The sequence below is a fragment of the Virgibacillus litoralis genome, assembly GCF_017873675.1.
Taxonomy (GTDB): Bacteria; Bacillota; Bacilli; order Bacillales; family Amphibacillaceae; genus Lentibacillus; species Lentibacillus litoralis.
This window is the reverse complement of sequence record NZ_JAGGKK010000003.1, coordinates 70453-91392: the sequence shown is the minus strand read 5'-3', so window position 1 is coordinate 91392 and position 20940 is coordinate 70453. Positions and strand designations below refer to the sequence as shown.

21 protein-coding genes are annotated in these 20940 nt (G+C 38.0%); 14 read left to right on the top strand and 7 right to left on the bottom strand.

The window, feature by feature from the left end; genetic code table 11:
- Positions 1-7 precede the first annotated feature (7 nt).
- The 5 genes from glpK to J2Z82_RS04185 all read left to right on the top strand — a co-directional run bounded on the left by glpK (position 8) and on the right by J2Z82_RS04185 (position 5453).
- On the top strand, positions 8-1501 hold the full coding sequence (gene glpK, locus J2Z82_RS04205) for a glycerol kinase GlpK (protein WP_209479537.1): 1494 nt from the start codon (positions 8-10) through the stop codon (positions 1499-1501).
- 86 nt (positions 1502-1587) lie between these two features.
- A complete protein-coding gene (gene dhaK / locus J2Z82_RS04200) occupies positions 1588-2580 on the top strand; it encodes a dihydroxyacetone kinase subunit DhaK (RefSeq protein WP_209479536.1) in 993 nt (330 codons plus the stop codon).
- A gap of 13 nt (positions 2581-2593) precedes the next feature.
- On the top strand, positions 2594-3217 hold the full coding sequence (gene dhaL / locus J2Z82_RS04195) for a dihydroxyacetone kinase subunit DhaL (RefSeq protein ID WP_209479535.1): 624 nt from the start codon (positions 2594-2596) through the stop codon (positions 3215-3217).
- Positions 3217-3591 (top strand): dihydroxyacetone kinase phosphoryl donor subunit DhaM, encoded by a 375-nt coding sequence (gene dhaM, locus J2Z82_RS04190; RefSeq protein ID WP_209479534.1) that lies wholly within the window; start codon positions 3217-3219, stop codon positions 3589-3591. The genes dhaL and dhaM overlap by 1 nt, the downstream gene beginning before the upstream one ends.
- A gap of 203 nt (positions 3592-3794) precedes the next feature.
- Positions 3795-5453 (top strand): glycerol-3-phosphate dehydrogenase/oxidase, encoded by a 1659-nt coding sequence (locus tag J2Z82_RS04185; protein WP_209479533.1) that lies wholly within the window; start codon positions 3795-3797, stop codon positions 5451-5453.
- Positions 5454-5524: 71 nt separating this feature from the next.
- Here J2Z82_RS04185 and J2Z82_RS04180 read toward each other — a convergent pair whose 3' ends face one another.
- Entirely contained in the window at positions 5525-6559 is a 1035-nt protein-coding gene (locus J2Z82_RS04180; RefSeq protein ID WP_245251095.1) for a nuclease-related domain-containing protein, read from the bottom strand.
- A 78-nt stretch (positions 6560-6637) separates the two neighbouring features.
- On the opposite strand from J2Z82_RS04180, the gene J2Z82_RS04175 reads away from it, so the two are divergent.
- From J2Z82_RS04175 to J2Z82_RS04135, 9 genes are all read left to right on the top strand, one after another.
- The gene (locus tag J2Z82_RS04175) at positions 6638-7087 is read left to right on the top strand and encodes a hypothetical protein (protein WP_209479532.1); all 450 of its coding nucleotides are present in this window, start codon (positions 6638-6640) and stop codon (positions 7085-7087) included.
- A 219-nt stretch (positions 7088-7306) separates the two neighbouring features.
- The gene (locus tag J2Z82_RS04170) at positions 7307-8971 is read left to right on the top strand and encodes an acyl-CoA dehydrogenase family protein (protein ID WP_209479531.1); all 1665 of its coding nucleotides are present in this window, start codon (positions 7307-7309) and stop codon (positions 8969-8971) included.
- Positions 8972-9227: 256 nt separating this feature from the next.
- Complete coding sequence (locus tag J2Z82_RS04165; RefSeq protein ID WP_209479530.1) at positions 9228-10232, top strand: tetratricopeptide repeat protein; 1005 nt, start codon at positions 9228-9230, stop codon at positions 10230-10232.
- Positions 10233-10317: 85 nt separating this feature from the next.
- A complete protein-coding gene (gene trxB / locus J2Z82_RS04160) occupies positions 10318-11271 on the top strand; it encodes a thioredoxin-disulfide reductase (RefSeq protein WP_209479529.1) in 954 nt (317 codons plus the stop codon).
- Positions 11272-11595: 324 nt separating this feature from the next.
- Complete coding sequence (locus J2Z82_RS04155; RefSeq protein WP_209479528.1) at positions 11596-12060, top strand: NUDIX hydrolase; 465 nt, start codon at positions 11596-11598, stop codon at positions 12058-12060.
- A 15-nt stretch (positions 12061-12075) separates the two neighbouring features.
- Complete coding sequence (gene rapZ, locus J2Z82_RS04150) at positions 12076-12960, top strand: RNase adapter RapZ (RefSeq protein ID WP_209479527.1); 885 nt, start codon at positions 12076-12078, stop codon at positions 12958-12960.
- A gap of 1 nt (position 12961) precedes the next feature.
- A complete protein-coding gene (locus tag J2Z82_RS04145; RefSeq protein ID WP_209479526.1) occupies positions 12962-13921 on the top strand; it encodes a gluconeogenesis factor YvcK family protein in 960 nt (319 codons plus the stop codon).
- 25 nt (positions 13922-13946) lie between these two features.
- On the top strand, positions 13947-14894 hold the full coding sequence (whiA, locus tag J2Z82_RS04140; protein ID WP_209479525.1) for a DNA-binding protein WhiA: 948 nt from the start codon (positions 13947-13949) through the stop codon (positions 14892-14894).
- Positions 14895-15133: 239 nt separating this feature from the next.
- Positions 15134-15388: an HPr family phosphocarrier protein gene (locus J2Z82_RS04135; protein WP_092492017.1), complete on the top strand. Its 255-nt coding sequence runs from the start codon at positions 15134-15136 to the stop codon at positions 15386-15388.
- 84 nt (positions 15389-15472) lie between these two features.
- On the opposite strand, the gene clpP is transcribed toward J2Z82_RS04135, so the two are convergent.
- The 6 genes from clpP to J2Z82_RS04105 form a co-directional block, all read right to left on the bottom strand.
- Positions 15473-16066, bottom strand: a complete 594-nt coding sequence (clpP, locus tag J2Z82_RS04130; RefSeq protein ID WP_209479524.1) for an ATP-dependent Clp endopeptidase proteolytic subunit ClpP — start codon at positions 16064-16066, stop codon at positions 15473-15475.
- Positions 16067-16226: 160 nt separating this feature from the next.
- A complete protein-coding gene (locus tag J2Z82_RS04125) occupies positions 16227-16838 on the bottom strand; it encodes a response regulator (RefSeq protein ID WP_209479523.1) in 612 nt (203 codons plus the stop codon).
- The gene (locus J2Z82_RS04120) at positions 16813-18204 is read right to left on the bottom strand and encodes a sensor histidine kinase (protein WP_209479522.1); all 1392 of its coding nucleotides are present in this window, start codon (positions 18202-18204) and stop codon (positions 16813-16815) included. Before J2Z82_RS04120 ends, J2Z82_RS04125 begins: the two co-directional genes overlap by 26 nt.
- Before the next feature lie 26 nt (positions 18205-18230).
- The gene (locus J2Z82_RS04115; RefSeq protein WP_209479521.1) at positions 18231-18824 is read right to left on the bottom strand and encodes a DUF6305 family protein; all 594 of its coding nucleotides are present in this window, start codon (positions 18822-18824) and stop codon (positions 18231-18233) included.
- A 79-nt stretch (positions 18825-18903) separates the two neighbouring features.
- A complete protein-coding gene (nikC, locus tag J2Z82_RS04110; protein WP_209479520.1) occupies positions 18904-19818 on the bottom strand; it encodes a nickel transporter permease in 915 nt (304 codons plus the stop codon).
- A gap of 29 nt (positions 19819-19847) precedes the next feature.
- The gene (locus J2Z82_RS04105; RefSeq protein ID WP_092492022.1) at positions 19848-20852 is read right to left on the bottom strand and encodes an ABC transporter permease; all 1005 of its coding nucleotides are present in this window, start codon (positions 20850-20852) and stop codon (positions 19848-19850) included.
- Between the last annotated feature and the right edge of the window lie 88 nt (positions 20853-20940).

The window sequence follows — 20940 nt, the reverse complement described above, 5'->3', positions numbered from 1 at the left end:
ATTTAAAATGAAAAAAGAGTATATTTTATCGTTAGATCAAGGTACGACAAGTTCAAGAGCAATTCTATTTGATCATGATGGTGCAATTGTGGAAACAGCTCAAAAAGAGTTTGAACAGTTCTTTCCAAAACCAGGATGGGTAGAGCATGATGCAAATGAAATATGGACCTCCGTTCTTGCTTGTATTGCAGAAGTACTACGAAAATCGGATGTTGATCCTAGCCAAATTGCTGGTATAGGTATAACAAACCAACGAGAAACAACGGTTGTTTGGGACAAAAATACTGGAAAGCCAATCTATAAAGCTATTGTTTGGCAGTCTCGACAGACAGAGGATATATGTAAAGAATTACGTGCGAAGGATTACAATGAATTGTTCAGAGAAAAAACAGGTTTGTTGTTAGACCCTTATTTCTCTGGTACAAAAGTGAAATGGATTTTGGATAATGTGGAAGGTGCAAGGGAGAAGGCGGAAAATGGTGATCTGTTGTTCGGTACAATGGATACATGGATTGTTCATAAACTTTCTGGTGGAAAAACACATATTACCGATTACTCGAATGCATCCAGAACTTTAATGTTCAACATATATGATCTTAAATGGGATGATGAATTACTCGAGATTCTAAATGTACCTAAAAGTATGCTGCCGGAAGTTAAACAATCTTCTGAAGTCTATGCCAACACAGTTGACTATCATTTCTTTGGACATGAAGTTCCGATTGCCGGGATTGCAGGTGATCAGCAAGCAGCATTATTTGGGCAGGCCTGTTTTGATAAAGGGATGGCGAAAAACACATATGGTACAGGCTGTTTCATGTTAATGAACACTGGCGAAGAAGGTGTGAAATCTGACAATGGTTTGCTAACAACATTAGCCTGGGGCGTTGACGGTAAAGTGGAATATGCGTTAGAAGGTAGTATTTTTGTAGCGGGTTCAGCAGTACAGTGGCTGCGCGATGGACTTAAAGTTATTGAAAGTGCACCCCAGACAGAAGAGTTAGCAAAAAAAGTAGATTCAACAGATGGGGTCTATATGGTGCCAGCTTTTGTTGGATTAGGTACTCCATATTGGGACAGTGATGCAAGAGGTGCTGTTTTTGGTCTAACACGTGGTACTACAAAGGAACATTTTGTTCGTGCAACACTTGAATCACTTGCATATCAAACAAAAGATGTATTGGATGCGATGATTGCAGATTCTGGGATCAATTTAAAAACACTTCGAGTAGACGGCGGAGCAGTGAAGAATAATTTCCTAATGCAGTTTCAAAGTGATGTTTTAGGTGTACCAGTTGAACGTCCTGTAGTTCAGGAAACTACTGCTCTAGGAGCAGCATATCTCGCTGGCTTGGCAGTGGGATACTGGAAAGACAAAGAGGAAATTGCGTCACAATGGAAGACTGATCAAATTTTCAATCATGATATGGAAAAAGAAGAACGCGACAAGTTATATGGTGGTTGGCAAAAAGCTGTAGAAGCAACAAGAAAATTTAAGTAATTTGTAAAAAGAGAGAGGTCATAATATCCAAATGGGGCTATGTGAATTCCTCTCTTTTTTTATCAAAATAGTGGAGGGTGTAAATTATGAAAAAAATTATTAATAACCCAGATTGGGCTTTGAAAGAGATGGTTGAAGGAATTGCAGCAGCATATCCAAACGATGTTAAACAGCTACCTGAAACAACTGTAATCGTCAGGAAAGACGCACCTGTATCTAATAAAGTTGGGATAGTGAGTGGTGGAGGAAGTGGGCATGAGCCCGCGCATGCTGGCTATATTGGAAAGGGAATGCTTGATGCTGCAGTATCTGGAGAAGTTTTTACATCTCCAACCCCTGATCAAGTGCTTGAAGCAATTAAAGCAGTTGATAGTGGAAAGGGTGTGTTTTTAGTGATTAAAAACTACACCGGTGATGTGATAAATTTTGATATGGCTGCAGAACTGGCAGAGGCAGAGGGAATTGAAATTGAAAAAGTAGTTGTCAATGATGATGTTGCAGTTGAAGATAGTTCATTTACTACTGGAAGAAGAGGGATTGCGGGAACTGTATTTGTTCATAAAATTGCAGGCGCGATAGCTGAACAAGGAGGATCTCTACAAGAAGTAAAAGCTGTTGCCGAAAAAGTGGTTGAAAATGTTCGTTCCATGGGTATGGCTCTTACATCTTGTATTGTCCCCGCTGCAGGGAAACCCAGTTTTCAACTGGATGATAATGAAATGGAAATAGGAATTGGTATCCATGGAGAGCCAGGTATTGAGCGAAAGGAAATGGCTACTGCACATGCAATTGCGAAAGAACTTACCGAGAAAGTTTTAAATGATAGAGATTTCTCAGGGAGTGATGTGGCAGTCCTGGTAAATGGGTTAGGTGCGACACCTGAGATGGAACTTTTTATTGTGAATAAAAGCGTGCAAGAGATCTTGAAAGAAAAAGGGATCAAGGTTTACAAAACATTTATAGGTGAATATATGACATCATTAGAAATGGCAGGCTGTTCAATATCATTATTAAAGCTAGATGACGAAATAAAGTCATTACTTAATGCAGAGTCGTCAGCACCTGCTTTTCGTATCTAAAGGAGTGTATGACATGGGGTTACAAGTAACCGAAGCAGTTGAATGGATGAAAAGAATTAATGAGAAAATCCATACCAATAAGGAATATCTAACATCACTTGATCAACCAATTGGTGACGGTGATCATGGGATAAATATGGCACGCGGATTCCAGGAAGTAAGCAATAAAATTACGATGAAGGATTATGATAATGTCGCTAATTTATTAAAGGATGTAGCTATGACATTAATGTCTAAAGTCGGTGGTGCATCTGGGCCATTATTTGGGACGGCATTTCTAAAAATGTCCTTGGCAGCAAAAAGGAGTGATACGATTGATCATGATAACATTACAAGGATGTTAGAAGAAGCGGTTAATGGTGTCAAACAGCGAGGAAAAGCTGTGGAAGGTGAGAAGACACTTATTGATGTTTGGTCACCAATGGTTGAGTACTTTAAAAGAGTAGATCGTTTTAAATCAGGTGAAATAGCAGGTGAAGCAAAGAAAGCCATGGAAAACACAAAGGATATTATGGCAACTAAGGGAAGAGCAGCTTATTTCAAAGAAAAATCAATTGGACACATCGATCCAGGAGCTGCTACATCCTTTTATATATTTGAGGCATTATCTGAAGTGATTAAAGAAGGTGAAAAGTAATGTCTTACGTTGGTATCGTACTGATTTCGCATAGTAATAAAGTGGCTGAGGGAATAAAAGATATTATCCGCCAGGTCATTAAGGAAGTACCTATTGAAATTGCTGGTGGTACGGACGAAAATGATATTGGAACAAGCATTGATAAGATACAGCTGGCTATAGATCGTGCAAATGACGGGAATGGAGTATTGCTGTTTTATGATATTGGAAGTGCAAAGATGAATGCTGAATTAGCTCTTGAAATGACGGGAATAGATAATATCAAAATAATAGAAGCCCCATTACTTGAAGGAGCATATGTGGCAGCTGTGGAATCCGGCATGGGTAAGGATATTGAAAATGTGTATTCCGCTATAATGAAGGAGTTTGGATAACATAATACTGGAGAAGTTTGCTTTACCTATTTTGAAGAATTGTGCTACAATATAAATAAGTTAATAGATGTGTCGGAGAAATGGAGAAACCACAAATTGCTGATGATTAGTATAGTTCATTAGTTTATTTTTGTGGTTTCTTTTTTTTCTAATATATATGTAAAAAGCCTTTATAATGATAGTAATGAGGAGAGTGAAGTGTTATGACAACTTTTTCAAGTTATCAAAGAGGAGAAGTCTTTCAACAGATTGAACGAAAAGAACTTGATATACTAGTAATTGGTGGTGGCATTACTGGAGCGGGAATTGCATTGGATGCAGTTACACGCGGGTTAAAGACTGCAGTTGTCGAAATGCAGGATTTTGCTGCTGGCACCTCAAGCCGCTCGACCAAGCTTGTTCATGGTGGCCTTCGATATTTAAAACAGTATGAAGTTAAGATGGTTGCTGAAGTTGGAAAAGAACGGGAGATTGTCTATGAAAACGGTCCACACGTTACAACACCTGAGTGGATGATGCTTCCGTTCTATCAAGGTGGTAACTTCGGACCGTTTACAACAAGTATTGGGTTACGTGTTTATGATTTTTTAGCAGGAGTAAAGAAAGACGAGCGCAGGAAAATGTTAAAGCCTGGTGAAGCACTGGAAAAAGAACCACTTGTTAAGGAAAAAAATCTTAAAGGTGCAGGGTACTACGTTGAATATAAAACGGATGATGCAAGGCTCACGATTGAAGTTATGAAAAAAGCAGTTGAAAAAGGTGCACATGCGATTAATTATGCGAAGGTTGTAGATTTTATTTATAAGTCCGGAAATATTGAAGGTGCAGTAGTCGAAGATCAGATCAGTGGCGAAACACATAATGTATATGCTAAAAAAATAATTAATGCTGGCGGACCGTGGGTGGATGACCTGCGAGAAATTGATGGATCCAGACAGGGGAAATCACTGCAGCTAACAAAAGGAGTACACTTAGTGTTTTCAAAAGAGAGGTTCCCTTTACAGCAAGCTATATATTTTGATGCACCAGATGGACGAATGATTTTTGCCATACCTCGAAATAAAGTTACTTACGTAGGAACCACCGACACAAGCTATGAAGGGGAAGTATCACATCCAACTATGACCGTCGATGACCGCGATTACTTACTTGATACCATTAATTTTATGTTTCCTTCGTTGGATATGACGAAAGAGGACGTTGAATCAAGTTATGCTGGATTACGGCCATTAATTGCTGAAGACGGTAAGGATCCAAGTGAAATTTCTCGTAAGGATGAAATTTTCATTTCTGAAACAGGTCTTATTTCAATGGCAGGTGGAAAATTAACCGGATATCGAAAAATGGCCGAAGAGGCCGTTAACACCATTGTTGAACAGCTGAAAGAGGAGAATGGGATTTTATATTCTGAGTCCGATACAGAAGAATTACCGATTTCTGGTGGTGAAGTTGGCGGCTCAAGAGGGTTCCAGCGCTTCAAAGATCGTAAAGTTGCCGAAGCAATAGCATTGGGAATTGGAGAAGAAACAGCACTATTTTTAATTCAAAAATATGGAGCAAATATTGATAAAGTCTTTGAACTTTATCAAGGAGAAAAGCCAACTGCTGATGAAGCTGGGATTGATCACGTTGTTTTTGCCGAACTAACATATGCGCTTGAGCATGAAATGATTTTTAAACCAGTTGACTTTTTCGTGCGGCGAACCGGAGCATTATTTTTCGATATTGACTTCGTACGAACACATAAGGATAAGGTTATTAATTATATGGCAAAAGCATTGCACTGGGGTGCGGCCCAGGAAGAGAGCTATACGGCCGAACTGGAACAGTTATTATATGAAGCAGTAAATCCGGTTGAGTAAATTTATCTCAGCCGGATTTTTAAATTGGGCTGGGAGGGCGGATGGGGCTACCAAAAAGCTTAACAGTTTCTTCAATTGGGATTTTCCTGTTGTATTCTCATGAGTCTGTTTGCTGGTATATAAGATTTCTGTGGGTAACCTTGTGAGGGCGGGGCATGATACTTTCTTGTCCTGTTATTACCAGACTGTCTAAGTTCCATACCTGTTAGTAATGTATGAGGCGTCCGCGGCGATTTAATCTTAAGAATATGCTGGCATTGTCTGTTAGTAATTGTGTCTCCATGAATTAGGAAATAATCATATATGACTTGTTCATGGGCTTTTGTATCTGTGTTTTTACATTCTGAGCAAAGCCATTTTTTATACAGCCTTTTCATAGGAAACTTGTTGCATTTTGTGCATAGAACCCCATCTATAAAATGATGCTCAGCTAAACCGAGCTGTTGCAGGATATTTGTTCGAAGCGGCTCATCTGCCTGTTGAAGTTGTCTGCCAATTTCCTGTACTGCTGGCATAGTCAGTGAATCTTTTGAATAAAGGTTATTTAGTCTCTCTATTTGGAGCTGCAGACTTGCTGTATGAATGATTTTATTATATACCGATGCATCCTGATGAATATTCTCAACGATAGTGGAAGGATACGCAACTACGACAAGCGTTTCAATTGGTATGTTAAAAAATCCGCGATGTACAAGCCATGTCTTTAAATGGTTCTTTTGAGCTTCCGCCTGCAAAATAGGATCTTTATAAGAATTTATCCGACCATTTACTTTTTGAGTTAGCTGATGTTGTTTGGAATCATAGCTAAATATGCCTTTATAGTTTTTTATCTCCAGGATACAAATGAACTTTTTTGTGAGGATAAGCGTGTCAATTTGAAAATAAAATGGAGGATTTTTCAAACGTAACCCTCTAAGGATAACAAAGTCATTACTCCGAAATGTGGAAATTGTATAGTCAACAGCGCTTTCACCGTCATATCCTGCCTTTTCCTTTTTATACCCAGCAATAATTTTTTCATTAAACCAGAGATCTCCTTTAAGCTGCCTCAGCAATGCCTCGTAGATTAACAGATCATATGATTTCTTTCTATAATTTTCGAACAAAATTTCACCTCCTTATATATCTAATAATAGAATTTCTCCAACAATTTGCTGAATCCTTCTGCAATGTGTGTCTAAAATATGAACAAAACATTTGAGAAGTATAAGTGCTGGCTGAACGGTGTGAATCAACAGAAGGGGGGGCGCGAATCGCCAGAAGGAGAGCGTGAATCGCCAGAAGGAGAGTGTGAATCGCCAGAAGAAGGGGGTGAATCAACAGAAGGAGAGCGCGAATCGCCAGAAGGAAGGCGTGAATCGCCAGAAGGAGGGTGTGAATCGCCAGAAGGAGGGTGTGAATCGCCAGAAGGAGGGCGTGAATCGCCAGAAGGAAGGCATGAATCAACAGAAGGAGGGCGTGAATCAACAGAAGAAAGGCGTGAATCAACAGAAGAAGAGCGTGAATCGCCAGAAGGAGAGCGTGAATCGCCAGAAGAAGGGCGTGAATCAACAGAAGGAAGATGCGAATCAACAGAAGGAAGAGGTCAATCAACAAAAGGAAGCCATGAATCAATACTTCACCGCACTAGCTAATAGAAACCTTCGAAAAAATTTTGTTGCACTTTAAGTTAATGTTAATGGTAAACTATATTTAAAGAATATTGCGATTACATGAGAAGGGAGTGAATGGAAAAGGCATATCAGGATGCATATTTTCCTGTCAAATAAATTTTGGAAGCGCTGCCACGAAATATGACCGGTAAATTATTAAAGAATAAGCTACGTGAACACAATAGCGGGGAGGTAAGTTAAGTGAGAAATTTTTACACGGCAGATAAAAAAATTCAGGCCATTCTAAAGAATAATTTGCCTGTGGATTTTTTTCGGTATGCTGATGAATCGCTGACCGAATTTGGAGAAAGAGTCTCTACAGACATTGATGAACGTGCTGCTCACACGGATCGTGAGGGTCAGCCAAAATTAATCAAATACGACAAAATGGGCAATGATATTTCGCACGTTTGGGTAAATGAAGGCTATAAGCAGACTGTGAAAGAAACCTATTATACTGGTATTGTCGGTTATGTTCATAAGGAGATTCCACAACTGGGTCGTCAGGGTAATTATCTATTTTCATTTGCTCAAGGATATTTATTATCCCAGGCAGAACCAGGCTTTTATTGTCCTGTCACACTAACAATGGCAACTGCTTATTTGATTGATCATTATGCTGATCAGGTATTAAAGGATAAATTCCTTCCACATGTCCTTGCAACGGGTGACGTGGAATTATTTGAAGGGGCCACTTTTCTGACAGAACGGCAGGGTGGATCTGACGTAGGTACAAATGAAGTTGAAGCGATTGAACACGATGGTTATTACACACTTCAAGGAGAGAAATATTTTGCAAGTAATGCCGGCATGTGTGGCGTAGCAATGGTGCTTGCAAGAGTGAAAGGAGCAGAGCCTGGAACAAAAGGTTTAAGTTTATTCCTTGTACCATGGAAGGATAACAATATAACAATTCGCCGGTTGAAAGATAAACTTGGTGTAAGAGCAGTACCGTCAGCTGAAGTTGAACTTGATGGTGCAAAAGGATATCTAGTAGGTGATGCCAAAAAGGGATTCAAGTATATGATGGAAGCATTGAACCTCTCACGTGTCTGTAATGCTGTAGCATCACTAGGAATTATGCGCAGAGCATATACAGAGGCAAAAGATTATGCAATGGACCGGGAGGCTTTTGGAAATAAGCTGACTGCATATCCGATGGTTCAGGAAACATTAGTTCAACTGGCAGCGAAATTGGAAGTGGAGACTAGTTCTACATTTAAGTTAATTAATTTGTTTGATAAAGTTATGCAAAAAAATTCAAGTGCGACAACAAATGAACAAGCGCTCTTACGTTTGTATATTGCTATTTTGAAAAAAGAAACAGCAGAACAATCGATTGCTTTTTGCCATGAAGCGATCGAAATGCATGGTGGTAATGGATATATTGAAGACTTTGTAACACCAAGGCTGTTGCGTGATGCTCAAGTGCTGACAGTTTGGGAAGGAACTGCTAACATACTTGGATTAGAAGTCATGCGACTTATGGAGAAATTCCGTATTCACGATGTATTCATACAGGAAATGAAGGAGCAGCTGGAAACACTTCCTAGTGGTGAACTCACAGAGCCATTAATTGCTGCAATTTACGATTTGGAAAACTTTATTGAAAAAATTCAACAGATGGATGAACGAACCCGTCTTATGTACCCTAAAAAAATTGCTAAGAAAATGACAGCTATATTTGAAGGAATTAGTGCGGTGGCAGACGCCTATGGTTCAGGAGAGAGTCAGGCACGTGACATGGCAATTGCAAAAGTATTCTTAAATATGACGTTTGAAACCAGGGAGGACACACTGCCACTTGATTATTTTGATTTGATTGTAGGAGAAGATGTAATAGAAAAGTCTGTATCAAACAGCTAATCGGCTGAAGAATCATAAAATGAATGTCAGTTTAATAATAATTGTTGTAGATGCCATGATAAACAATAAAATGGCATCTTTTTTATTTGCAGTAAGAAAGTAATTATAGATTTTAAACCTTTTCCCACATTAAGCCGAAGTTATATCTAAGACCAACAAACTTTTCAGAAAACAACCTTTATTTTTACATATATAAATCTCCTAAAAACTGTGATATACTTTGTTCGGTAAGTTTCGACAAATAAGGGGGGTACACATGCATCATATTGAGAATAAATCAGATAGAAGACAACATAATGTTATCCCTTTTATACCAGATGGCGAATTTTATTTCACAAAAGGTGTAGAAGCATTTCAGAAACGGAAGTTCAATTCTTCTATAAAATGGCTTGTTAAAGCGGTTGAAATGACACCTAAAGATAATTTGTATAAATGTCAATTATCAATAATATATACTGAAGTTGGTTCTTATCATGAAGCAAATCAGCTCTTAACTAAGGTATTGCAATCATCAGATGGTCAATATACGGATTGCTATTATTTATTGGCAAACAATTACGCACATTTAGGATTATTAAATGATGCAAAAAAATATGCGAAATCATATCTTGATAAAGAGCCCGATGGTGACTTTTCTGATGAAGCAGAACAATTACTGGAATTAATCGATTTCGATGAAGATGAAAATAACGATTGGGAGCTCGAGGAAGAAGATGAGCTGCTTATATATCAGGAAACAATATTTTACCATATGGACAACATGGAATGGGACAAAGCAATTCCATTACTTGAAGAAATGATGACACTATTTCCAGAACATAAATTAACAAAACATGACTACACACACGCCTTATTCTTTTCTGGATATAAAGATGATGCGGTAGAAATGGAATTGGACATATTAAATGATCAGCCAGATTCGTTGCACAGTCATGTGAATTTAGCAGTTTTTTACTATGAATTGGGTCGAATACAGGAATATGAACGCCATATTAAGGGATTACTAAACGTATACCCAATGCATGAACAACAAAAATTGCGAATAGCGGTTACACTTGCAAGAACAGGTGTATATCATGAAGCATATGCACGTTTCTGTAAACTTTCAAAAAGTATTGTTAAAAATCACTTATCCTATTATAAATGGTATAGCGTAACAGCTTACAAGCTCGGTGAACCTTCCAAGTCACTATCATTATGGGAAGAAGGCTGTAAAAAGCATCCTAACTTGTCACAAGAGGAAGGTCCGTGGAATGTTTGATCTGAGCAGAAAAATAGACTAATTCGCTAACTTTTTATACGATTGATGTGGCTTAAATATAATAGTGAAGAAAGGGCTGATTTTAATGTCCGAAGAGCGTATGTATGATGTGATTATTGCGGGTGCTGGACCTGCTGGCATGACGGCAGCAGTTTATGCATCACGTGCGAATCTGGACACGTTAATGATTGAAAGAGGAATTCCGGGTGGCCAAATGGCAAATACCGAAGATGTTGAAAACTTTCCTGGTTTTGAACATGTATTAGGACCGGATTTATCAAATAAAATGTTTGAACATGCCAAAAAATTTGGTGCAGAATATGCGTATGGTGATATTAAAGATGTTGTAGATCATGGTGATTACAAAACTGTAATTGCCGGAAAAAAAGAATATAATACAAGAACTCTGATAATAACGACTGGTGCTCAATTTAAGAAGCTAGGCATTCCTGGAGAAGATGAATTAGGTGGACGTGGTGTTTCTTATTGTGCAGTATGTGATGGTGCCTTTTTCAAGCAGAAGAATCTTGTCGTAATCGGTGGTGGTGACTCTGCTGTTGAAGAGGGGATCTATCTTACACGGTTTGCTGACAAAGTAACAGTTGTACACCGCCGTGATGAACTTCGTGCGCAAAAGATCATTCAGCAACGTGCATTTGATAACGATAAAATTGACTTTATCTGGGATACAGAAGCAGAAAAGATTAATGGCCCAGATGGGAAAGTTAGCAGTGTTTCATTAGTTAATAATAAGACTGGTGAGGAATATGATTATCCAATTGACGGTGTCTTTATCTATATCGGCATGGTACCGTTGAGTGAACCATTTAAATCAATCGGTATCACAAATGAAGAAGGATATGTACCAACAAATGAGCATATGGAAACATCAATTCCAGGCGTTTTTGCTGCAGGAGATATCCGTGAGAAAACACTTCGACAAATTGTGACTGCGACTGGTGATGGAAGTATTGCTGCTGAATCTGCACAGAAATATATTGAAGAATTAATGGAAGAATTAAAAGCGACAAAATCCTGACATGGCAATTGTAAAAAGTAACTTTTCAGAAAGTAATTACTTCTTAACGCTGTTGTAACACGCACGAAATATTTATCAGTTACAATGTAGTTAACTAATTGACCCCCTTTTAATAGATAAATTAGTTTATTGCGCAGGTGAACTTTCACCTGCGCCTTTTTTTGTACTTAGCGACAAGTCGAGTAATTCTAATGATAAAGAGTTTTTGTAAATACTTGTCCAAACGTGTCGAATAGAATTCATTTCCTTGTTGGTTTTTATTTATTCATTGTATAATAGGGATGGTATGGACGAATTCCTCTTAACGATTGGGGTGAATTAGGAATGCAACGTGTAACAAATTGCATATTATTAGATAAAGAGAAAGTTTTATTATTAAAAAAACCACGTCGAGGTTGGTACGCAATACCTGGTGGTAAGATGGAACAAGGTGAATCCATTAAGGAATCAGTAGTTCGGGAGTATCAGGAGGAAACTGAACTTCAATTGATAAAGCCATCATTAGCTGGCGCATTCACATTCTCGGTTTTTAACGATAACTCTGTTGTTCATGAGTGGATGATGTTTACATTTATTTGCAAGGATTTCACTGGTGAATTGACGGAACATTGTAATGAGGGAGAATTGGAATGGGTTGCGTTAGATAATATTAAATACTTACCAATGGCTGAAGGGGATAGGAAGATTTTTGAGCATGTACTGTCCTCAGAAGCAATGTTATATGGATCTTTTTCGTATACTGAAAATTATGAGCTGATTAAATTACGCCTTGATCCAACCAGACCTTGAGGGGAGAAATACGTAATGTCGAATAATGAACAAGAAACAAAGTTAGTTGTTATAACTGGAATGTCGGGGGCAGGAAAGACGGTCGCAGTTCACAGCTTTGAAGATTTGGGGTATTACTGTGTAGATAACTTGCCTCCCGCTTTACTTCCAAAATTTTTAGAGCTCATGAAAGATTCTACAAACAATATTCATAAAGTGGCACTTGTAATGGATCTGCGTGGTCGGGAGTTTTTTGATTCATTATTTGAAGCACTGGATATTTTAGGTAAAGAAGATTGGCTCGACGAACATATTCTATTTCTAGATGCCCAGGATGAATCATTGGTAACAAGATATAAAGAAACGAGGCGTTCACATCCACTAGCTGTTGGAGGATTACCGCTTAATGGGATTCAGCAGGAACGAAAAATTCTAGATGAATTAAGGGGAAGAGCGCAACGTATAATCGATACGAGTAATTTGAAGCCGAAAGCATTGCGTGACAAAATACTGAAAGCATATACAGAAGATAAGCAAGAAATTTTCTCCGTCCATATGGTCTCTTTTGGATTTAAATATGGTGTTCCAATTGATGCGGATTTAGTATTTGATGTACGGTTTTTGCCGAACCCGCACTACGTGGCACATATGCAGCCGTTAACAGGACTGAATCCGGAAGTTTCATCCTATGTCTTCAAGTGGGGAGATACCAAGAAGTTTAATGAAAAAGTACTGGACTTACTAGAGTTTATGCTTCCTCAATATAAAAAGGAAGGTAAGTCTCAGCTTGTTGTAGCAATTGGCTGTACTGGTGGACAACATCGGTCGGTCGCAATAGCTGAATACTTTGCCAAACAGCTTTCTTCCAATTACATTACCCATATTAGTCATCGAGATATCGACAAAAGAAAGGGACATTAATATGAGCGATAGTCAACATCCAAGAGTCGTTGTAATTGGTGGTGGCACGGGTATGCCTGTCCTTTTAAGGGGATTGAAGAATTTACCTATACATTTAACAGCACTTGTGACAGTAGCTGATGATGGTGGAAGTACTGGAAGATTGCGTAACGAAATGGCAATTCCTGCACCTGGAGATATTCGGAATGTAATCGCGGCATTGTCTGATGCCGAGCCTATGCTGTTGGAGTTATTTCAACATCGATTTACGATGGGGAATGGTCTTTCAGGTCATTCAATGGGGAATTTACTCTTGGCAGCAATGACGTCTATTACAGGGAACTTCTATACGGGTATTAAAGAAATATCACGTGTATTAAATGTGAAAGGGAAAATTTATCCAATTTCTAATGAAAGTATGTCATTGCATGCAAAAATGACTGACGGAATGGTCGTTTCAGGAGAGTCCAATATCCCATTAGCTAATAAGAAGATAAATCGTGTTTTTTTAAGCCCTCAACCGGTGCAGCCACTTCCAAATGCCGTACGAGCATTAGAAAAGGCTGATTTAATCGTAATTGCACCTGGAAGCCTGTATACCAGTATTTTGCCAAACATGATTATTCCGCAAATTGATGTAGCGATTCAACAATCTAAAGGTAAAGTTGTATATGTCTGCAATGTGATGACCCAGGCTGGAGAAACTACCGGTTACAGTGCTGCAGATCATGTGCAGGCAATTCATGAGCACGTTGGTCATTGCATCGATTCGATTGTCGTGCATAATGAACCAATTAACGAAAGTGTACGTGATGTATATGCAGAAGAAAATGCAGCACCTGTTGTTTATGATACTGATCGTCTACTGGAGATGGGACTGCAGATTATTGAAAGTGATATAATTAATCCATCCAGAACTGCTTTACGTCATGATACACATAAGATAGCTGAATTACTTTATTCGATAATTAATAAATCATAAGCCGGTCTAACGAGGAGGTGTGGGGTTGTCATTTGCATCGGAAATTAAAAAAGAACTGACAGGAATCGAGTTGGATACATGCTGTAAGTACTCAGAGCTTGCTGCTTTGGTGCGCATGAATGGCGCAATATCCATGTCAAGGCAAAGTTACACAATTGATGTCCAAACCGAAAATGCTGCAATTGCACGCCGTATTTATACGTTGATTAAATCATTATATTCTATTCCGGTAGAATTGTTAGTACGTAAGAAAATGAAACTGAAAAAGAATAACGTTTATATTGTACGTATGAAAGAAGAAGTACAGGATCTTTTGTACGATTTGGGTATATTAAAAGATTCTCATTCATTTGTACGAACAATTCCAGCTAAATACTTGAAAAAAGATTGTTGTAAAAGGTCCTACTTGCGAGGTGCCTTTTTGGCAGGAGGTTCCATTAATAATCCGGAAACTTCCTCTTACCATTTAGAGATTTTTAATTCGTATCAGGAGCACAATGCTGCACTTTGTGATTTGCTAAATGATTTCAAACTTCGGGCTAGAGAACTTGAACGTAAAAAAGGCTATATAGCATATTTGAAGGAAGCAGAAAAGATCACAGAGTTTTTAAGTATTATTGGCGCTCATAATGCGCTATTTAAGTTTGAAGATGTTCGGATTGTCCGAGATATGCGAAATTCCGTTAACAGACTCGTTAATTGTGAAACTGCAAATTTGAATAAAACAATAGGGGCGGCATTTCGTCAAATCGAAAATATAAAATTAATTGAAAGGGAAGTCGGACTTGACGCTCTTCCAGAAAAACTACGTGAAATTGCGGTATTACGTGTTCAGCATCAAGATATCTCTCTAAAAGAACTGGGAGAACAGGTTTCAAGTGGAAAAATATCTAAGTCCGGTGTTAACCACCGTCTAAAAAAGATAGATGAGTTCGCTGAAAAAATTCAACATGATGGTACGTTTTCGGAATGAGTGAATAAGTTACAGAACAATTCGCAGTATGATATACTAACCATCAATATAATACTATTTTGGAGACATTGGCAGTTAGATAAAGAGAAATTTACTATGCTGCTGTCTTTTTAGCCGTTAAGAACTATGATTACTTTCTCAACGGCATAAGTGCAACTAAGGCATTTGCCAAAAGCATAGCAAATGCCAAGTTTTTTAACAAAAATTGAAAACGATTTCAATTGAGGAGGATGAGGGATTTGGTTGAGAAATCGGTGAAAGTTGAGCTAGATGCGGGGCTACAGGCCAGACCAGCCGCCCAATTCGTTCAGGAAGCTAATCGCTATTCAGCACATTTATTTCTTGAAAAGAATGGTAAGCGGGTTAATGCGAAAAGTATTATGGGCTTGATGAGCTTAGCTATTACTTCTGGAGAGACTATTACGTTACTTGCAGAAGGTGCAGATGAAGAGATAGCATTAAATCATTTAACTGCATTTGTTTCAAAAACATAGAATGAAAGATAGGTTACCAAGACTACTATTAAAGTCAAAAAAAGAGGTTATCCCAAAATGAAATGGATAACCTCTTTTTTTAATTTATTTTTTATCTGTGTTTCTTTCCAAAATCTTATCAATCAAGCCATATTCCACAGACTTCTCAGCTGACATGAAATTATCACGATCTGTATCACGTTCAACAACTTCAATTGACTGACCTGTGCGTTCAGCAAGAATTTGATTCATTTTTCGTTTCATTTCAACAATTCGTTTTGCGTGAATTTCGATATCTGTTGCTTGACCTTGGGTTCCACCTAATGGCTGATGGATCATTACTTCACTATTTGGAAGTGCATAACGTTTACCTTTTTCACCAGCTGCTAGCAGGAATGCCCCCATTGATGCAGCCATACCAGTGCAGATTGTTGAAACATTAGGCTTAATGAACTGCATTGTATCATAAATTGCCATACCGGCAGTAATAGATCCTCCTGGTGAATTAATGTATAATGAGATATCCTTATCCGGGTCGTCCGCTTCTAGGAAAAGTAGCTGTGCAACGATTGAGTTTGCGACATTGTCATCAATCCCACTGCCAAGCATAATAATGCGATCTTTTAATAAACGTGAATAGATATCATATGCGCGTTCTCCACGGTTTGTTTGTTCAATAACTGTAGGTATTAAATTCATGTGAAAATCCTCCTCATTTCATCTCGTATTCATCCATAAATGTTGGATATTTTTATCATAACTAATAGGTCAAAAAAGGTCAAACAAAAACGTTCCACAAGTTTTGCAATTAAATCTCTGTCCCCATCTTTCCCTTTACAATAGAATATAAACGTTTCAGTTAAACAAGTTTATACTTATTTTTTGGGCGCCCTTGCTTACCGTATTGTGAGATAGCTTCAACCTCGCCTTTGCTTTCTAGATAGTTTAGATAACGGTGTACTGTTTGATAGGCGATGGGTAATGATTGTTGAATTTCATTAATGGATGAGGGCGTGTCTTGCTGAATCAGAAAGCTTTTTATCGAATTTAATGTAGATTGGCTAATTCCTTTTTCAACAAACACGTTATCTTTATCACCAATTAATTTTCCAACCTTTAAGTTGATTCGAATTCTTGAAATTAGATCTGGTGCTTTAATTGGCTTTAATGCAAAATCAGTTGCCTCAGCATGTAAAAAGGTATTTGCAATTTCTTGCCGTTCATCAACCGTTAAAATGATTATCGGAATTCTAGTATTATGTTTTCGCAATTCTTTTGTTGTTTTAAGACCATCCCAATCAGGCATATGATAATCAAGTAAAACTAGGTCAGGTTCTATCGTCTTGAATAGTTCGATAGCCTGCTTTCCCGTAGATGCTTCTACTACACTCCATCCAGCATACGCACATATTTCTTTTAGTGTAAAGCGAATGTCTTCATTATCATCAACTATTAATATGGTAATGCTCATCGATTTCGTCACCTACTTTTAGTGTTGGCAGAGTGATGTTCATTTGGGTATGGCTGCCTGGTATACTTTTGACCGTTATAGTACCACTGTGATTCTCTACAACTCGTTTTACAAAGGAGAGACCAATCCCGGATGAATTTTTCGTGCTGAAGCCATCTAGCCAAATATCTTTTATATGCTCTTCTTTTATCCCTGGACCATTGTCTTGAATTCGAAACAAAATACCATTATCTATACTTTTGACATTGATATGTATAAATCCTTTTTTTCCTTCAAATGAACTTATTGCATTTTCCAAAATATTTGATATTGCACGGGAAAAGCGAATTTTATTTACTTGAATAGAAGGGAGGTTGTCTTCAATTTCAACCTCCATATGTACAAGCTGTTCATCCAAACTCAGATGACTTGTTACGTATTCAAGCAATTCCTTTACGGAGAGCTTCTGTTTAATATTTTCATAAAGGATTTCTGTAATCATGTCTTTCATTTTTTCAACCGAATGATCCATTCTTGTAAAATAATTATACAAAGGAGACCCGTCTATCGGTTGCATTTTCATGGTGATTAGGGAGATTAGTCCTTCGACTGTTACGAGTGGTGTTTTAAGATCGTGTACCAGCATATTTATCTCTTCATAAACCTTTGATTCTACTAAAGCTGTTCGTGTTTCCTTTAGTTCTTCTTCTTGAACCTGATATTTTTTGAGTGTATGAGTTTGTTTGTTTACTAGGTGTATTAAAAAAGTAAAAATTATAGCAATTGTAAGGAACGCGATAAAGAAAATTGTTGCAATCGTATTAAAAAGGCTATTACCAGTTAAGAAATTATCGGCTATTTTAATACTTGCAGCTATGTCATTTGCTCCAAACCCAAACTCTGTAAGTGCTGGAATGAGATGTAGCCATTGTACCGCTAGTAATACCAGAAATAGGATAATAGAAAATATAAAGTGAAAGTGCTTGTGTTTAGGTATGTATAATTGCAGAAGTACAATAATTCCTATTGAAAAAATATGACCAAGATACGAAAAATGCTCGAGGTAAAATTGACTGTATAAAGATAACGTTAATAAAACAACCCCAATAAACGTTACCGAAAAAGCTATGGAATCCAAATCTTTTGAAAGTGCATGAGCTATTAACATAGAGCCAAAGTAAATCAGAAAGAAAACCAGAAGATATCTGGCAATATAAGCAAAAGATGTAATTAAAAGTAATCCACTGTCAGGCTTTATGATGCTTTCATTAATGCTATCAACAATGAATAATGACCAGTCATCAAGAAATGGGGGAAGAATCTCACCATATGTAACCAACAACAAGCCCAAACATCCGATAAATAAGTAGCTTTTTCTATTAGTCATCTGATTTCAGCCTTTCTGACAGCAAATTAACGGAATACAGAATTAAACGGGGTATGCAGATCGTCTAATTCAGTCACTAGGGTAACTGGCACTGAATTTTCCCGCAGCATCCGTATAGAACTATCCGTTTTTTTCATATTTTTTAACCCGATAAAATAATCAGCGAATGGAGCAGTATGTTCAAATAATTGCCATGTTTGAGCATTATCACGAAATACACCTGATATATTTACAAGAATAATAGGTAAGTTTTCTAACCTCGCCTCCTTAACCAGTTGTTTTGTTCGAGTCAATTCTTCCTGAAAGGATCTGTTAGTATGCGAGAGTCCGTTAGCACTAAATCCAAGTATAATGACAACACTTTTATAATCATATAAATCTGTTCCTAGAGCCCTGGGGCGATAATCTGCTTCTAAATTAAGGTTATCTGCAATACTTAACATAATGCTGCTCTCTGTAGCCTGTCCGGCTGAAGTGATAAGAACTTTTTCTTCTGCGATCGGAGCTGGGAGGTTGGGGTAGGTATTAATATGCTTTGATTGTGACTTTCCTATTGAACTAAATGTAAAAAGAATGACAATAGAAAAACATACAATTACAGGAATATATTTTTTAAACACTTGAATATCCCCCTTAGAAAATAAAATAAGGTGAAGCAGTTGCTCCACCTTATCATACTACAAATTGCCACTATTGTAATTATTGCTTTAATCTTGGGTCTAACGCATCACGTAATCCGTCGCCGAATAAGTTGAATCCAAGTACAACAAGAAAAATTGCCATGCCTGGGAATGCAACTACCCATGGCGCGTTTTGTAATGCTGCTCGGCCATCACTTAACATTGCTCCCCATTCTGGTTTGGGCGGTTGTGCTCCTAATCCTAGAAAACTAAGTCCGGCAGCATCCAGAATAGCTGTACCGATACTTAATGTCGCTTGAACAATTATTGGTGCAAGACAGTTAGGCAGCACATGTTGCATTAAAGTTCTTCCGTGTTTTGCCCCGATTGCTCGAGCAGCTTCGATATACTCTGTTTCTTTTACAGATAAGACAGCTGAACGGACAATCCTAGCAAACTGAGGGATACCTACAATTCCAACTGCAATCATGGCATTTCGGAGGTTAGGGCCCAATACGGCTACTAGCGCGATAGCTAATAGAATACTAGGAAAAGCCATCATAATGTCGATTATACGCATGATAATCTGGTCAATCCATTTGCCAAAGTAACCGGCAATTCCACCCAAAAGTACACCGATTATCATGGAAATCCCAACTGCTATTACCCCGATTTGAATTGAAATTCGAGAACCAAAAACTATTCTGCTAAAAATATCACGACCAAGTTCATCGGTGCCTAATATATGCTCAGATGATGGCGATTGATATCGATCTGTTAATGAAGCATAGTCGGTAGGGCTGTGTGTTGCAATTAATGGTGCAAATATGGCAGTAATTATCAAAATGAGTATGATACATAACCCAATTAATGATGTCTTACTTTTAACAATACGGGAAAAGGCATCACCCCATAAGCTACTTGACTTTGACTGGTTCGTTTCTTGTGCTTCTGCTAATTTAGGGTCTGGTAACGGATTTGGCTGCAATGACATCGGATGCACATCCTTTCACTAGAAATCTATTATTCATATTTAATCCTTGGATCGAAGTATTTATAAAGTAAGTCAGTTAGCAAGTTAACCATGACAAAGATAATTGCTATGATTAATATTGTACTTTGAACAACTGGATAATCTCGTCCAAGAACAGCCAAGTATACGTATCTTCCCACACCAGGCCATGAAAAAATTGTCTCAGTTAATACAGCACCACCAAGCAATAAACCAAACTGCAGACCTATTACTGTCAAAACAGGCAAAAAGGCATTTTTTAATGCATGTTGGAATATAACTAAATGCTTCTTCAGTCCTTTGGCGTCAGCAGTACGAATGTAATCCTGCTTCATTACCTCAAGCATGCTTGAGCGTGTCATGCGGGCAATAATTGCCATTGGAATTGTTCCAAGAGCAATTCCAGGCATTAATAAGTGGAAAAATGTATCTTTAAATGCTGCCCAATTCAAGGTTAGAATACTATCTAGTAAAAAGAAGTTTGTTATAGTTTCCAATTCAATACTTGATGACATTCTCCCCGATGGAGGCAGGAGTTGAAGCTGGACAGAGAAGACGAAGATCATCATTAATCCGAGCCAGAAAATGGGCATGGAAACCCCAAACAAAGCGCCTGTCATACTGATGTTATCGAACCAGGAATATTGTTTAACTGCTGCTATTACACCAGCAACAATACCTACAACGACGGCTAAAATCATAGCAAAGATTGTGAGTTCAATGGTCGCTGGCAATTTATGTAGCAATTGGAGAGCTATATCTTCCTTAGATTGAATCGACGTCCCTAAATCACCTTGTACAATATCACCTAAGAACCTCCCATATTGAACAATATATGGATCATTTAAACCCAATTCCTCCTGCAAGGATTCCAATTGTGCTTCAGTTGCTTTATCACCAAGCATACTTCTTGCAGGATCACCGGGGATTAGATGAATTAGAGAAAAGGTGAGGATTGAGACGCCAATTAATACGGGGATAAGCATGAATAGTCGTCGGACAATGTATTTCAGCATCGTTGTACCTCCCGTTAAAAAATATGTATTGCTATAATCCTGAAGTTACATCCGGAGACTGTATTAACTAACCAGTCTCCAGGTATAA

What these genes read in the sequence shown, in the direction of transcription:
- glpK (WP_209479537.1), top strand. Translation starts at nt 8, where the DNA reads ATGAAAAAAGAGTATATTTTATCGTTAGATCAAGGTACGACAAGTTCA.
- trxB (WP_209479529.1), top strand. Translation starts at nt 10,318, where the DNA reads ATGTCCGAAGAGCGTATGTATGATGTGATTATTGCGGGTGCTGGACCT.
- dhaM (WP_209479534.1), top strand. Translation starts at nt 3,217, where the DNA reads ATGTCTTACGTTGGTATCGTACTGATTTCGCATAGTAATAAAGTGGCT.
- J2Z82_RS04175 (WP_209479532.1), top strand. Translation starts at nt 6,638, where the DNA reads ATGAACAAAACATTTGAGAAGTATAAGTGCTGGCTGAACGGTGTGAAT.
- nikC (WP_209479520.1), bottom strand. Translation starts at nt 19,818, where the DNA reads ATGTCATTGCAGCCAAATCCGTTACCAGACCCTAAATTAGCAGAAGCA.
- J2Z82_RS04105 (WP_092492022.1), bottom strand. Translation starts at nt 20,852, where the DNA reads ATGCTGAAATACATTGTCCGACGACTATTCATGCTTATCCCCGTATTA.
- J2Z82_RS04120 (WP_209479522.1), bottom strand. Translation starts at nt 18,204, where the DNA reads ATGACTAATAGAAAAAGCTACTTATTTATCGGATGTTTGGGCTTGTTG.
- J2Z82_RS04185 (WP_209479533.1), top strand. Translation starts at nt 3,795, where the DNA reads ATGACAACTTTTTCAAGTTATCAAAGAGGAGAAGTCTTTCAACAGATT.
- J2Z82_RS04145 (WP_209479526.1), top strand. Translation starts at nt 12,962, where the DNA reads ATGAGCGATAGTCAACATCCAAGAGTCGTTGTAATTGGTGGTGGCACG.
- J2Z82_RS04125 (WP_209479523.1), bottom strand. Translation starts at nt 16,838, where the DNA reads ATGAGCATTACCATATTAATAGTTGATGATAATGAAGACATTCGCTTT.
- J2Z82_RS04155 (WP_209479528.1), top strand. Translation starts at nt 11,596, where the DNA reads ATGCAACGTGTAACAAATTGCATATTATTAGATAAAGAGAAAGTTTTA.
- dhaL (WP_209479535.1), top strand. Translation starts at nt 2,594, where the DNA reads ATGGGGTTACAAGTAACCGAAGCAGTTGAATGGATGAAAAGAATTAAT.
- J2Z82_RS04165 (WP_209479530.1), top strand. Translation starts at nt 9,228, where the DNA reads ATGCATCATATTGAGAATAAATCAGATAGAAGACAACATAATGTTATC.
- dhaK (WP_209479536.1), top strand. Translation starts at nt 1,588, where the DNA reads ATGAAAAAAATTATTAATAACCCAGATTGGGCTTTGAAAGAGATGGTT.
- clpP (WP_209479524.1), bottom strand. Translation starts at nt 16,066, where the DNA reads ATGAATTTAATACCTACAGTTATTGAACAAACAAACCGTGGAGAACGC.
- rapZ (WP_209479527.1), top strand. Translation starts at nt 12,076, where the DNA reads ATGTCGAATAATGAACAAGAAACAAAGTTAGTTGTTATAACTGGAATG.